This is a genomic window from Plantactinospora veratri (assembly GCF_036421995.1).
GTDB lineage: Bacteria > Actinomycetota > Actinomycetes > Mycobacteriales > Micromonosporaceae > Plantactinospora > Plantactinospora veratri.
This window is the reverse complement of sequence record NZ_JAZGQL010000021.1, coordinates 45,572-59,230: the sequence shown is the minus strand read 5'-3', so window position 1 is coordinate 59,230 and position 13,659 is coordinate 45,572. Positions and strand designations below refer to the sequence as shown.

The 13,659-nt window shown below is 74.1% G+C and carries 14 protein-coding genes; 6 read left to right on the top strand and 8 right to left on the bottom strand.

Going from position 1 to position 13,659, the window contains the following annotated elements:
- Positions 1-159: 159 nt before the first annotated feature.
- From V1634_RS25035 to V1634_RS25025, 3 genes are all read right to left on the bottom strand, one after another.
- On the bottom strand, positions 160-1,377 hold the full coding sequence (locus V1634_RS25035) for a mechanosensitive ion channel family protein (protein WP_331210332.1): 1,218 nt from the start codon (positions 1,375-1,377) through the stop codon (positions 160-162).
- A gap of 131 nt (positions 1,378-1,508) precedes the next feature.
- Entirely contained in the window at positions 1,509-2,330 is an 822-nt protein-coding gene (locus tag V1634_RS25030) for a DUF1206 domain-containing protein (RefSeq protein WP_331210331.1), read from the bottom strand.
- 116 nt (positions 2,331-2,446) lie between these two features.
- A complete protein-coding gene (locus V1634_RS25025) occupies positions 2,447-2,782 on the bottom strand; it encodes a hypothetical protein (protein WP_331210369.1) in 336 nt (111 codons plus the stop codon).
- Between the two features lie 99 nt (positions 2,783-2,881).
- Here V1634_RS25025 and V1634_RS25020 point away from each other — a divergent pair, with 99 nt between their 5' ends.
- The 3 genes from V1634_RS25020 (at position 2,882) to V1634_RS25010 (ending at position 5,561) form a co-directional block, all read left to right on the top strand.
- Positions 2,882-4,135 (top strand): cysteine desulfurase-like protein, encoded by a 1,254-nt coding sequence (locus V1634_RS25020; RefSeq protein ID WP_331210330.1) that lies wholly within the window; start codon positions 2,882-2,884, stop codon positions 4,133-4,135.
- On the top strand, positions 4,132-4,416 hold the full coding sequence (locus V1634_RS25015; protein ID WP_107262902.1) for a GNAT family N-acetyltransferase: 285 nt from the start codon (positions 4,132-4,134) through the stop codon (positions 4,414-4,416). Before V1634_RS25020 ends, V1634_RS25015 begins: the two co-directional genes overlap by 4 nt.
- Positions 4,417-4,520: 104 nt before the next feature.
- Positions 4,521-5,561, top strand: coding sequence for a PQQ-dependent sugar dehydrogenase (locus V1634_RS25010; protein ID WP_407951848.1), 1,041 nt, complete (start codon positions 4,521-4,523; stop codon positions 5,559-5,561).
- A gap of 23 nt (positions 5,562-5,584) precedes the next feature.
- Here V1634_RS25010 and V1634_RS25005 read toward each other — a convergent pair whose 3' ends face one another.
- Together V1634_RS25005 and V1634_RS25000 are read right to left on the bottom strand one after the other, a co-directional pair.
- The gene (locus V1634_RS25005; RefSeq protein WP_331210328.1) at positions 5,585-6,361 is read right to left on the bottom strand and encodes a DUF6042 family protein; all 777 of its coding nucleotides are present in this window, start codon (positions 6,359-6,361) and stop codon (positions 5,585-5,587) included.
- A gap of 159 nt (positions 6,362-6,520) precedes the next feature.
- The gene (locus V1634_RS25000; RefSeq protein WP_331210327.1) at positions 6,521-8,038 is read right to left on the bottom strand and encodes a glycoside hydrolase family 3 protein; all 1,518 of its coding nucleotides are present in this window, start codon (positions 8,036-8,038) and stop codon (positions 6,521-6,523) included.
- Between the two features lie 162 nt (positions 8,039-8,200).
- Here V1634_RS25000 and V1634_RS24995 point away from each other — a divergent pair, with 162 nt between their 5' ends.
- From V1634_RS24995 to V1634_RS24985, 3 genes are all read left to right on the top strand, one after another.
- Complete coding sequence (locus V1634_RS24995; RefSeq protein WP_331210376.1) at positions 8,201-8,371, top strand: hypothetical protein; 171 nt, start codon at positions 8,201-8,203, stop codon at positions 8,369-8,371.
- 60 nt (positions 8,372-8,431) lie between these two features.
- Positions 8,432-10,126, top strand: a complete 1,695-nt coding sequence (locus V1634_RS24990) for a RecQ family ATP-dependent DNA helicase (RefSeq protein ID WP_331210326.1) — start codon at positions 8,432-8,434, stop codon at positions 10,124-10,126.
- 133 nt (positions 10,127-10,259) lie between these two features.
- The gene (locus V1634_RS24985) at positions 10,260-10,766 is read left to right on the top strand and encodes a hypothetical protein (protein ID WP_331210325.1); all 507 of its coding nucleotides are present in this window, start codon (positions 10,260-10,262) and stop codon (positions 10,764-10,766) included.
- Between the two features lie 258 nt (positions 10,767-11,024).
- Here the strand turns inward: V1634_RS24985 and V1634_RS24980 are convergent, their stop codons facing one another.
- The 3 genes from V1634_RS24980 to V1634_RS24970 are packed head-to-tail and all read right to left on the bottom strand — an operon-like array spanning position 11,025 to position 13,616.
- Positions 11,025-12,005: a DNA topoisomerase IB gene (locus V1634_RS24980; RefSeq protein ID WP_331210324.1), complete on the bottom strand. Its 981-nt coding sequence runs from the start codon at positions 12,003-12,005 to the stop codon at positions 11,025-11,027.
- On the bottom strand, positions 11,989-12,951 hold the full coding sequence (locus V1634_RS24975) for a glycosyltransferase family 9 protein (protein ID WP_331210323.1): 963 nt from the start codon (positions 12,949-12,951) through the stop codon (positions 11,989-11,991). The genes V1634_RS24980 and V1634_RS24975 overlap by 17 nt, the downstream gene beginning before the upstream one ends.
- Positions 12,948-13,616, bottom strand: a complete 669-nt coding sequence (locus tag V1634_RS24970; RefSeq protein WP_331210368.1) for an SDR family oxidoreductase — start codon at positions 13,614-13,616, stop codon at positions 12,948-12,950. Before V1634_RS24970 ends, V1634_RS24975 begins: the two co-directional genes overlap by 4 nt.
- Between the last annotated feature and the right edge of the window lie 43 nt (positions 13,617-13,659).

Here is a 13,659-nt window from a genome sequence, read left to right as displayed (position 1 = left end):
TGCGGCGGAGGAGGAGAGACGTCCCGCCCCGCTGTGGTCAGTGTCCGCCACCGGACGCTCCGATGACGGCCGATCCGGCAGGTCAGCGGCTCCGCTCGCGGCTCCGGTCGGCATCGCGACCTGGTCGCGGGATCGCGCGCTGCCCCAGTTCGCGGCGGCTCAGCGCTGCGACGCCTCGACCGGCTCGTCGGGGCCGACGAAGGCACTGCTTCGGGCCTCGCCGTCGTCGGTACCGCCGAAGAGCCGGGCGTCGTCCGGCGGCTCGTGCTCGGCCGACCGGTTGTCGACGGTGCCGCCCCGCGTCGGCCGGCGCGACCCGACCGACTGCCGGGGCATCCGGCCGGAGGCGTCGCCGAGCTCGGCGCGCAGCCGGGGCAGCGCGCTCGGCCGCTGGTCCCGCAGCCAGCCGACCAGGTGTTCGCGGACCAGACAGCGCAGGTCCCAGAGCCTCGGTGCGTCGGCCGCGCTGACCAGGGCACGCAACCGGACCATCCCGCCGACCGCGTCGGTCACCTGGAGTACGCAGGTACGCCCGTCCCACAGCTCGGTCCCCTCCACCAGCCGGCGCAACTCCTCCCGCATCGCCTGCACCGGTACCGACCAGTCGACCTCGAACTCGGCGGTGCCGAGCACGGCGGCCTGGGTACGGGTCCAGTTCTGGAACGGCTTGGTGGTGAAGTACGACGTCGGCAGGATCAGCCGCCGGTCGTCCCAGATCTGCACCACCACGTAGCTGAGGGTCAGCTCCTCGATCCGACCCCACTCCCCCTCGACCACCACCACGTCGTCGAGCCGGACCGCGTCGCTGAACGCCAGTTGCAGCCCGGCGAAGACGTTGCCGAGCACGCTCTGCGCGGCCAGCGCGGCGACCACGCCGATCACCCCGGCCGAGGCGAGCACACTGGCGCCGACCCCGCGCACGCTGGGGAAGGTCATCAGCATCACCCCGGCGGCCAACACCACGATCACCGCGATGGTGACCCGGCGGAGCATCACGATCTGCGTCTTGATCCGCCGCGCGTGGCGGTTGTCCGGCACGTCGACCCGGAACCGGGCCAGCGCGGTGTCCTCGCTGACCAGCAGCAGCGAGGCGACCAGCCAGGCGGTGGCGGCGATCACCGCCAGGACGAGCAGGTGCAGCAGGGTACGCCGCCACGGGGTACCGGCACCGTAGCCGGTGCTGAACCGCACCCCGAACTGGATCGCCAGCACGGTCGCCGCCACCTGGAAGGGGCGGTGCGAATGCTCGGAGAGTTCGTTGAGCAGCACCGACCGGCGGCCGAGCCGGCGTACGGTCCGGTGCACCGCCTCCACCACTGCGAGGGCGAGCAGCGCCGCGCCCGCCGTCGCGATGACCGTCCACAGATAGCTGTCCACCAATGTTCTTCCTTTCACGCCAAAGCCGGGTGCGGCTGCGGGACTTCTCCCGAACCGCACCCGGCGAGGGCTGCGAAACGTTGTGGGGTCGGAAAACGTGGGACGCCCGGGAGCGTCCGACAAATTTCGGGTCAGACCTTGCGGTACCTCGCCTGGACCACGCAGAACAGGGCGAAGGCGGCGATGCCGAGCGCCACCAGCGTGAGCAGGATCGAGCCGTACGACTGCTCCCGCAGCGTGTGCAGGGCGGCGTCCAGCCCCCGCGCCCGGTCCGGGTCGTAGTTCACCGCGGCCGTCAGCACCAGCAGCCCGGCGATGCCGTACGCGATGCCCTTGGCGACGTAGCCGGCGACGCCGAGCCGGCGGGCGAGCTTGCGGGTCTGCGGGCTCATCTCCCCGGTCTTCAGGTGCCGCTCGAACTTCTTGACCGCGCCGTACCAGATCAGCCCGGCGCCGAGCGCGGCCAGGGCGAGACCGGCCAGCCCGACCAGCAGCCGGCCTCCGGTCGACGCCATGAGTTCCTCGGTCAGCGCCTGCTGCTTGTCCGCGCTGGACGAGTTCGCGTGCTGCACCACCTGATAGGCCGTCCAGGCGAAGTAGAGGTAGACGAGGGTCCGGCCCGCCGAGGTGAGCCGCTCGACGACCCGCTCCCGGCCCCGGTACTCCCGGTGCCCGATCGCCGCCTCGAAGGCCTGCCAGATCGCCATCGCGAGCAGGCCGACGCCGATCGCGCCGACCAGGAACCGGCCGAGCGGCTGGGCGGACAGGGTGCGCAGCGCGCCGGACTGGTCGCCGTCGTCGGCCGGCCGGCCGAAGGCGATCTGCAATGCCAGCCAGGCGAAGAGCAGGTGGACGAGCCCGTAGCCGACGAAGCCGGCCCGGGCGAGGATTTCCAGGGGCTTGCTGTTGGCGGCGCGGGCCGCGCTCGCTCCTGCGGTCGAAGTCGCTGACATGGGCCTGTCAATGACCGATCGGGAAGATTTCCAAACGTCCGGGCGGCGGAGGCGGCCCTCCGGCCCGGTGGCCGGCGGTGGCGGCCGACCGCCACCGCCGCTCCCGTGTCGCGGGCTCAGCCGGCGTTGCGGCCGATCCGGACCACCACCTGTTCCTGGTCGGCGCTCTGCACGGTGGCGTACAGGCCGCCGACCTCGGTGGCCTGCTGGCCGACGGTCAGCGCCAACTGCTCACCAGCGACCTCGATCGTCACCTTGTCGCCGTCGACGCCGATCAGCTTGGCCTCGACCCCGAGAATGCTGGTCTGGGCGTCGACACCCTGCTTGAAGGTGACGGTGCAGGCGTCCAGCCCGCAGTCGGTGCTGGCACCCTCGGAACTACAGCCGGCCATTACGGCCACACCGAGGGCCAGGCCGGCGAGGAGACCGGCGGCACGACGGACGGTGGTCATTTGGCGGTACGGGGGATTCGTCACCCCACCAACGGTACCCGGAGTGATCCAGGCAACGGCCGGGCCGCGTTCGCCGCCACCGGCGATATCGTGCCTGCCATGCCGTTCGAGATCGCCCGGGTCCGGGCCGCCTACCCCGCCCTCGTCGAGGGATACGCGCACTTCGACGGGGCCGCCGGCACCCAGGTCGCCGCTCCGGTCGCCGAGGCGGTGGCCGGCACCATGCGCACGGCGGTGGCCAACCTGAGCAGCGCGCACATTCCCGGGCAGCGTTCCGGTGACCTGGTGGCGGCGGCCCGCGCGGCGGTCGCCGACCTGCTCGGGGCGGCCCCGGACGGGGTGGTGTTCGGGCCGAGCGCGACCGCGCTGACCTATCACGTTGCCCGGACGCTCGCCCAGGCGTGGCGCCCCGGCGACGAGGTGGTGGTCTCCCGGCTCGACCACGACTCCAACGTCCGGCCCTGGGTGCAGGCCGCCGAGGCGACCGGCGCGGTCGTCCGGTGGGCCGAGTTCGACCCGGAGACCGGTGAACTGCCGGCCGGGCAGTACGCCGACCTGGTCGGGCCGCGTACCCGGGTGGTGGCGCTCACCGCCGGCAGCAACGCGATCGGCACGGTGCCGGACGTGGCCGGGATCGCCGCGACCGCGCACGCGGCCGGTGCGCTGGTCTACGTCGACGGGGTGCACGCCACCCCGCACGGCCCGACCGACGTCGCCGCGCTCGGCGCCGACTTCTACGTGACCAGCGCCTACAAGTGGTCCGGCCCGCACCTGGCCGCCGTCGTCGCCGACCCGGCCCGCTGGGCGGAGTTGCGCCCGGCGAAGCTGCTCCCCTCCCCCGACCGGGCCCCGGAGCGGTTCGAACTCGGCACGCCGAGCTTTCCACTGCTGGCCGGGATCCGGGCCGCCGTCGACCACCTGGCCGGGCTGGACCCCGACGCCACCGGCGACCGCCGCACCCGGGTGACGGCCGGTCTCGCCGCCGCGCTCGCCCACGAGGAGCAGCTCTTCGACCGCCTCCGCCAGGGCCTCGCCGGGCTGCCCGGGGTGACGATCTACGGCTCGCCCCGGCGCCGCTGCCCGACCGTGTCGTTCCGGCTCGCCGGCCAGGCCCCGGGGCAGACCGCCGCCGCGCTCGGCGAGCGCGGGGTATGTGTCTCGGCCGGCGACTACTACGCGTACGAGTATTTCTCGGCGCTGGGGCTGCGGGACAGTGGCGGGGCGGTCCGGGCCAGCGTCTACCACTACAACACCGTCGAGGACGTCGACCGGCTGCTCGCCGAACTCGACCGGCTGGCCGTGTCCGGGGTCACCGACGCCACCGGGCTGGTTGGTGGAGAATTGCTCCGGTGAGCTTCCTCGTCGAAGAAAATCCTGCCCGCCGCCGCTTCGAGATCCTGGTCGACGACGCCCTCGCCGGCTTCATCGGCTACCAGGTCGAGTCCGGGACCATGGTGCTGGCGCACACCGAGGTCGACAAGCAGTTCGAGGGGAAGGGCGTGGGCAGTGCGCTCGCCCGGGGCACCCTCGACCAGCTCCGTGACCGGGGCGAGCGGGTCCGGGTCACCTGCCCGTTCCTGCTCTCCTTCCTGGAGCGGCATCCCGAGTACTCGTCGGTGCTGGTCGACGGCTGAGCCGCCGGGGCACGGCGGCCGGGTCCGGTGCACGGGCTACCGTCGTACCCGTGGCGGAGCCGGGAGTGCGCACGACGGGCCGGGCGGGTCGGTGGATCATCGTGCTGGTCGCGGTGGTGGCGCTGGCCGCCGCCGGGATCGGGGTGGGGCTGTGGCGGGGCTGGTTCGCCGACCCGTCGGTCTCGGACGCGCCCCGGGCCCGGGCCGGCACCGTGCAGACCCTGGTGGCCGACCTCGAGGCGCCCTGGGGGCTGGCCTTCCTCCCCGACGGCTCGGCCCTGGTGACCGAGCGGGACAGCAGGCGGCTTCTCCAGGTCACCGGCGGCGAGGCCCGGGAGGTGGCCCGGATCGAGGAGGCGGCACCGGCCGGCGAGGGCGGCCTGCTCGGCGTCGCCGTCTCCCCCGGGCACGCCACCGACCGCTGGGTGTACGTCTACTACACCGCCGCCGACGACAACCGGGTCGCCCGGCTGCGCCTCGGCGGAGGAAGCCCGGAGATCGTGCTGAGCGGGATCCCGCGCGGCTCGCGTACGCACAACGGCGGGCGGATCGCCTTCGGCCCCGACGGGATGCTCTACGTCGGCACCGGGGACGCCGGTGACCGCGACGCCGCGCAGGACCGGAACAGCCTGGCCGGCAAGATTCTGCGGATGACCCCGGACGGTGCGCCCGCCCCGGGCAACCCGTTCGGCGACACCCTGGTCTACAGCTACGGCCACCGCAACGTGCAGGGTTTCGGCTGGCATGCCGACGGGACGATGTACGCGGCCGAGTTCGGCCAGAACCACTACGACGAACTCAACCGGATCACGCCGGGCGGGAACTACGGCTGGCCGGAGGTGGAGGGTGACTCCGACGACTCCCGGTTCGTCGCACCGGTCGCCACCTGGGGTACCGCCGAGGCGTCCCCGAGCGGGCTGGCGGTGGTCGGTGACCGGGTCTGGCTCGCCTGCCTGCGCGGGCAGCGGCTCTACCGGATCGGCACCGACGGGCGCGGCGCGGAGGCGCTGCTGACCGGGGAGTACGGCCGGCTCCGGCACGTCGCCCCGGCGCCGGACGGGTCGCTCTGGGTGCTCACCTCCAACCGGGACGGGCGCGGCTCGCCGTCCGGCGACGACGACCGCATCCTGCGCCTGGTCCCCTGACTCACCCCTGGTGACGGGCGGGTCTAGATGGCGTGTTCCGGGGCGGGTAGTTCGGTGAACGGGAACCGGAGCCGGAAGTCGGGCCACGGCACGCTGAGCCGCAGCCACTCGCCGCCACGGCCGGCGTCGATGCCCAACTCGGCGATCTGACCGAGGTCGGCGAGCGAGCGCCGGGCCTGCTCCTCGGTGACCCCGGCCGCGCCGGCCAGGCTGGTCAGGCTGGTGCTGACCACCCGGCGGCGCCACCGTCGACGGGTGCGCTGGGCCAGCCGGCGGATCGCGATCGCCACCAGCACGGCCTGGTCGTCCCGCTGCGCCCGGGCCTCCAGCTCCCGTTCCGTCTCGGAGAGCGGCAGCACCTCCAGCGGGTCCCGGTCCAGCCGGGGCGTGACCCACGGGTCGTCGCCGTCGCCCTCGGCCACCTCGAAGAGGCCGAACTCCGCCAGGCAGAGCAGCAACTCGCCGACGGTGTGCGGTACCGGCAGGTCACGCCGCCGGCACATCTCGGCGAACAGCTCGATCCGGGTGGCGCGGATCCGCACCATCCAGGCGTAGTGCTGCCGGGCGTGCAGCTCGGCGTCGTCGGCGTCCCGGCCGGCGCGGCGCCGCCGGGCCCGCTCCACCCAGTCGTCGACGCTGCCGGGATCGCACCACGCCGACCCCTCCCACGGGACGATCGCCGACCAGGCCGACCGGCGGAACCGGGGTTCCCCGGGTACGACGGTGAGGTAGACGAAGGCGCAGGGTAGCCACCGGATCCAGGACGGGGTGAGGGCGGCCCGCTGCCAGCGAGGGGTCACCGGACGAACGATACAGCGACTCGCCGTAAACGTGGGGGCACCCTTCGTGACAGTCGTGGTACTGATCGGTTGTCGACCCGAACTCGCCCCCGACGGCCACGACACCGGACCGGGCGACGGTCCGATCAGGACCGTCCGGTGAGCACGACGACGACCCGCTCAGGACCGTCCGACGAGCACCTCGGCGACGGCCCGGCCGGCGGCCCGGGTGGCACCGTAGGTCGCCAGGTGCACCCGACCGGTGACGATCGAGGGCACCCCGAGTTCCACCACCACGGCGTCCGGGCGGTCGGCCAGGATCCGGCGTACCGCCGCCGACATCCAGTGGTGCCGGTGCAGGTCACGGACGACCAGCACCAGCGGTCGCCCGGCCGCCCCGGCGAGGGCACCGGCCGGCGGGACGTGCTCGGCGGCCAGGTCACCGGCGGCCAGCCGTACGGTCGTGGTGCCGGGCAGCAGGGCGGCCAGCGGGGCACCCACGCCCCACGGCGTCTCGGCGCCGATCGCGATGTTCCGGGGCGGCTCGAACTCCAGCACGTGGGCCGGGCCGGTCAGCGGCAGCCCGGCCGGGCCGGCACCGTCGGTGACCCGGATCGCCCGGCGTGCGGCGGCCAGCCCCAGCGCGGAACCGTCCGGGCCGGCCGGGGTCCACTCGGCGCGCTGGGCCCGGGCGGCACCGCTCCAGGCGGCCAGCAGGCCGACCCGCTTGGCGGCCTCGACCAGTCGCTCCTCCGGCAGCACCCCGGCGAGTACCGCGTCGACGATCGCGTCCCGCAGCCGCAGCGCGTCCGCCTCGTCGGCGTGCTCGCCGCCGACACAGATCGCGTCCGCCCCGGCGACCAGGGCCCGGACGGTCGCCCCGGCGAAGCCGTACCGGTCGGCGACCGCGCGCATCTCGATCGCGTCGGTCACCACCACGCCCTGGAAGCCCAACTCCTCGCGGAGCAGGTCGGTCAGGACCCGTCGGCTCAGCGTCGCCGGCCACTCCTCGTCGATCGCCGGGACCAGCAGGTGGCCGGTCATCACCGCCTGCACCCCGGCGTCGATCGCGGCCCGGAACGGCGGCAGCTCACAGGCGTCGAGGCGGGCCCGGGAAACCGCGATCCGGGGTACGTCGAGGTGCGAGTCGACGCTGGTGTCCCCGTGCCCGGGGAAGTGCTTGGCGCAGGCGGCGACCCCGGCCGACTGGAGACCGCGTACCCAGGCGGCGGTGTGCCGGGCGACGAGCCCCGGCTCGGCCCCGAAGGAGCGTACGCCGATCACCGGGTTGTCGGGGTTGGCGTTCACGTCCGCGTCCGGGGCGTAGTTCAGGGCGATGCCGGCGGCGGCCAGCTCGGCGCCGAGGTCCCGGGCGACCGCCTCGGTCAGCTCGGGGTCGTCGACCGCGCCGAGCGCCAGGTTGCCGGGCCGGGAGCTGCCCAGCCGGGATTCCAGCCGGGTGACGTCACCGGCCTCCTCGTCGATCGCCACCAGCACGTCCGGCCGCTCCGCCCGCATCGCGTCGGTGAGCGCGGTGACCTGCTCGGCGTCGACCACGTTGCGGGCGAACAGCACCACCCCGCCGAGCCCTTCACCGAGCCACCGGCGCAGCCAGTCCGGCGGTCGGGTGGTGCCGACGAACCCTGGTTGTAGCACCGCCGCCGCCAGGCTGGACAGGTTGTCCGTCGTTCCGCTCATCCCGCCGGTTCCCCCCGGTATCTACAGTGGACAGCCGCCGCCCTGGTAGCGGCGGGTGCTGCCATGGTCACACCACCTCAGCAAATAGTCAATAAACCTTCCTATTAGCCGGAACGGCCCGGGAGACGGGACACGGCACCGACGACGTGCGAGAGTGCTGGCATGCAGTCCAGCATCGCGGAGACCGCGTCGCGCCTCGTCGAGCTGCCGCAGCAGCTGCTCGCCGCCGAGGAGACGAGCTGGTTCGACATCCCCGGCGTCCGGCTCGTGGGCGCCATCCTCGGCACCGTGCTGCTGGTCGCCGCCCTCCGCTCGATGTTCGGCCGCCGGTAGGCCCCTCCCGGCCGCCCGCGCCGTTTCGGGCCGGGGCCCCCGGGGTACCTCCGGCGACCGATGAAGCTGCCACCCCTGCACGCCACCCGGCTCCGTCGTGCCGCCCGGCACCGGTTCGGCTGGCGATCGTTGCGCCCCGACCAGCTCACGGCGATGCGTGCGGTGATGCGCCGCCGGGACGCTCTCGTCGTACTCCCGACCGGGGCCGGAAAATCGGCCGTCTACCAGGTACCGGCGACGCTGCTGACCGGACCGACGGTGGTGATCTCACCCCTGCTGGCCCTTCAGCAGGACCAGATCGCCGCGCTCAACGACCGTGGCCAGCCGGAGCTGCGGGCGGTGCGGATCAGCTCGGCGGAGAGCGCCGGGCAGCAGGCCGCCGCCCTGGACGAGATCCGGACCGGCCGGGCCCGATTCCTCTTCACCACCCCCGAACAGCTCAGCAACCCGGACCGGCTCGCCGAGGTACGCGCGCTGCGCCCGGCCCTGGTCGCGGTCGACGAGGCGCACTGCATCTCCGCCTGGGGCCACGACTTCCGCCCCGACTACCTGGCCCTGGGACACCTGATCCGGGAGCTGGGCCGCCCGCCGGTGGTCGCGCTGACCGCCACCGCCTCCCCGCCGGTCCGGGACGACATCATCGGCCGGCTCGGCCTGCGCAAGCCCCGGGTGGTGGTCTCCGGGCTGGACCGGGCCAACCTCTTCCTGGAGGTGGCGAACTGCGCCACCGAGGACTACCGGTGGCGGCGGCTGCTCGCGCTGCTCCGCGCCGAGTCCCGTCCCGGGATCGTCTACGTGCCGACCCGGCGAGCCGCCGAGGAGCTGGCCGAACGACTCACCGAGGCCGACTTCCCGGCGAAGTACTACCACGGCGGGATGCCGGCCGGCGCCCGCGAGGAACTGCACGAGGACTTCCTCGCCGACCGGGTGCCGATCATGGTCGCCACGTCGGCGTTCGGGATGGGCATCGACAAGCCCAACATCCGCTGGGTGGCGCACATGGCGCTGCCGGACGCGCCGGACAGCTACCTCCAGGAGATCGGCCGGGCCGGTCGGGACAACGAACCGGCCCGCGCGCTGCTGCTCTGGCGGGCCGAGGACGTCGGACTGCGCCGCTACTTCACCGGCGGCGCCCCGGACCCCGAGGAGCTGCGCGACCTCGCCGCACTGCTCCGGGACGGGCCCACCACCCGGACCGCGCTGCGCGAGCGGACCGGGCTCGGCGCCCGCAAGCTCGGCCAACTCCTCGCCCTGCTGGAGCAGGTCGGTGCCGCCGACACCCGGCCGGACAACCGGCTCGGCAGTCCCCGGTACGCCCCGAAGCCCGTCGACGCGGCCAGCGCCGCACTGGCCGAGGCGGAACGGCAGCAGACGGTGCAGCGGTCGCGTACCGACATGATGCGGGCCTTCGCCGAGACCCGGAGCTGCCGGGGACAGTTCCTGCTGGCGTACTTCGGTGAGCGGCTGCCCAAACCCTGTGGGCACTGCGACAACTGCCACGCCGGGTTGCCCGACACCGCATCGGCCGGCGGCGGCGCGTCTCCGGGCGATCACGGCCGGCGGGGCGGGCGGGCCGCCAGGACCGACGAGCCCTTTCCGGTACACAGCGCGGTCCGGCACACCGAGTGGGGCTCCGGAATGGTGCTCAGCTACGAGGAGGACCGGATGACCGTGCTCTTCGACGAGGTGGGCTACAAGACCCTCTCGGTGCCGGTGGTCAGCGAGCAGGGCCTGCTGGAGCCGGTCGACGACTGATCCACGGCCGGCTGGGGTACGGATCACAGGGCGGCACCGGAACGCCGCCCGTTCCGTACGGCGATTCGGTTTGCCCTCGGCCACGCCGTGCCGTGGGATGTGATGGTTTGTTCTGGACTGGAGGGAGGTTGCCGTGACCGAGCAACCGCTATACGCGAGTGAGTTCGGATTCTCCGACGACGAGTGGGGCCTGCTCGTCGGCCTGCCGCAGTCGGTACTGACCGCGGCCAGCGCCGCGGAGTCGGACGGCAGCCGCCGGACCCGATCGGAGAACGCCGCCGGGTTGGAGAGCATCGCCGCCGGACGGGAGTCGGCCAGCCCGCTGGTCGCCGCCGTCGCCGGAGAGCTGATCACCCGGATCGGCGACCCGGAGGTGGGCGAGGAACTGCCGGCGATCGAGCCGGACGACCCGAAGGCGATGATCGCCGACGTGCTGAGCCGGGCGCAGAGCGCGTCGAAGCTGCTCGCCGGCAGGGTTTCCGAGGGCGAGGCCGGGGCGTACCGGCACTGGCTGCTGACCATCGCCGAGCAGGTGGTGACCGCCGCGTCGACCGGCGGGGTACTCGGCCTCGGCGGCGACGAGGTGACCGAGAAGGAGCGGCGGTTCCGGGACGAGCTGGCGCACGTACTCAACGACTGAGCCACTGCGACAGCGACAGCGCCCCTTAGCCGGCAGGGTTACGGGGTGCGGTCGCTGCTCCCAGGTCACCCGGACGACCTGATCGCCCGCTTGCCCGGCTGGCTGCTCGACGACGCCTGACGGCCAGCGCTCACCTGTACCTCAGAGGCGCTACGACCGACCGGTAGCGCCTCTGAGGCACAGGTGAGTCCACGGAACCCGGCAGCGCGGCGCCAGCTGCGGGCGGCGGCTGACGAGTGGTGCGGGGCGGCGGATCCGTCACTTGGCGAGCAGCGCCAGTACGGCGCGTTCGGCGTCGGCGTCGGTGCTCCCCGGGGTCACCTCGGCGACCGTCCCGTTCTGGTAGAGGTCGATCAGACGAGGGTCCACGTAGGACGCCCGCGCCACCGCCGGGGTGTTGCCGAGCCGGCCGGAGACCCGGCGCATCGCCTCGGCGATCACCCGGCGCCGGGCGGTCACCGACCGCTGCGGACCCGCCTCGGCGAGCGCCCGGGACGCCCACAGCGTGGCGTGCCAGGTGCGGAAGTCCTTCGCCGTCATCTCGCCCCCGCTGGCTGTCCGCAGGTAGTCGTTCACCTCGTCGCTGCGCACGTCCCGCCAGCTCCGGCCGTCCCAGTAGCCGAAGAGCCGCTGGGCGGCACGCCGCCGTCGACGCAGCTCCCGCAGCACCCGGCACGCCTCGGTGTCGTCGATCCGGCACACCTGGTCGATGCCGCCCTTGGCCGGAAACTCGAAGACCACCGCGCCGTGCCGGGTACGCGTGTGCTCGGGCCGGAGCGTGGCGACCCCGAACGTCGGGTCGTCGCCGGCCGCGTACTGGTCGCTGCCGACCCGGAAGGTGCCCATGTCGAGCAGCCGGGCCACTGTCGCCAGCACCCGGGGACGGCGCAGACCCCGCCCGGCCAGGTCGGCGCAGACCTGTTCCCGCAGTACCGGCAGCCGGCCGGCGACCTCCAGCACGTGGTCGAACTTCGCCTGGTCCCGCCGTACCCGCCAGGTCGGGTGGTAGAGGTACTGCCGGCGTCCGGCCGCGTCGGTGCCGACCGCCTGGATGTGCCCGGCCGGGTGCGGGCAGATCCAGACGTCCTTCCAGGCGGGCGGGATCACCAGCTCACGGAGCCGGGTCAACTCGTCCCGGTCCCGGATCGGCCGCCCCTGCGTGTCCAGGAAGACCACGCCGCGACCGTGCCGGCGCCGCCCGTAGCCCGGGGCGGACAGGTCGCTACGCCGCAACCGCACGGCTGCCCCGCCCCACCCGGTCGACCTCACCGGCCGCCCCCAGCACCTCGTCCACCCCGATCGCGGCGAGCGCCGGATGGATCCGTGAGTCGTCGTCCGGCTGCCAGGCCCCGTCGGGACCTACCGTCCGGTGCAGGGCCCGGTGCCAGGGCCGGTCCGGCGGCGGTCCCCAGAGCTGCGGCCGGATCGGCCCGAACAGCACCACCGACGGCGTCCGGTACGCGGTGGCCAGGTGCGCAACGCCGGTGTCGGTACTCAGCACCAGGCGGGCGTGCGCGACCACGGTGGCCAGCTCGACCAGGGTGAGCCGGCCGGCGAGTACCGCCGTGTTCGGCAGTCCGGCCCCGGCCGCCACCCGCCGCGCCAGATCCCGCTCGTCCGGTGAACCGGTCACCACCACCCGGTGCCCGGCCCGGGTCAGTTCCCGGGCCAGGGTGCCGAACCGTTCCGCCGACCAGCGGCGCGCGCTGCCCTTGCCGCCGGGGTGCACGACGGTCACCCCGACCGGCACCCGCCGGGGCGCCGGGCGGCGCAGGTCCAGGTCGTCCGGGTCGCACTCGACGCCGTACCAGTGCAGCAGCCGGCACCAGCGGCGTACCTCGTGCTCCTCCGCCCACCAGGCCGGGCCGTCGAGGTGGCCGGCCTCGGCGCAGTGATAGCCGCAGAGCCGCTCCGGACCGGCGGAGGCGAGCAGCCGGTGCGACTGCGGTCCCCGGCCGTGCAGGTTGACCGCCCAGTACGGTGCCGGCCCGGCCCAGTCGACCGGGTCCAGCCCGTCGGTCGGCAACACGTTGTCCACGTCGCCGACCAGCTCCACCAGCGGGGTGAGCCAGTCCGGGGCGGCCACCGTCAGGGTGTGCTCCGGAAACGCGGCGCGCAGCCCGCGCAGCGCCGGCACCGCCGTCGCCAGATCACCCACCCCGAGCGCCCGCAGCACCAGGATCACGGATAGGACGTTTCCCGGTCGGCGCAGACCACCATCTCCCGGATGGCGCATCCGGGCGGCTGGCGCAGGGCGAAGAGTACGGCGTCGGCGACGTGCGCCGGGTCGTTGAGTACCGCGTCGGCACCCGGCCGGTACTGCGGGTCGCGCTCGTCGAAGAAGGCCGTACGCATCCCGCCCGGCACCAGCAGTGTCACCCCGACCGTGCCGGCCAGTTCGGCGGCGAGTGCCCGGGTGAAGCCGACCACCCCGAACTTGGCCGCGCAGTACGCGGTCGCGTCCCCGACCGCCTTGACGCCGAGGGTCGAGGCGACGGTGACCACGGTGCCGCGCGAGCGTTCCAGATAGGGCAGCGCGGCCCGGATCACCGCGGCGGTGGCCAGCAGGTCGACCGCCACCACCCGTTCCCAGGTCTCCGCCGGCACCTCGCCGAGCCGCCCCGGTACGTCGACTCCGGCGGCGGTCACCACCCCGGCCAGCCCGCCGGCCTGCTCGGCGAGTTCCCGGGTGGCCGCCTCGGCGGCCCGGGTGTCGGCGAGGTCGCAGTGCAGCCACGGGGTGGGGGCGACCGGCGGCTGCCGGTCGAGCACCAGTGGTCGTCCGCCCGAGTTGGCGATCGCGGCGACCACCGCCGCGCCGAGCCCGCTGGACCCGCCGCTGACCAGCACCGCACCGCCGAGGGCGCCGGCAGCGGCGGCGGCACCGGTGGCC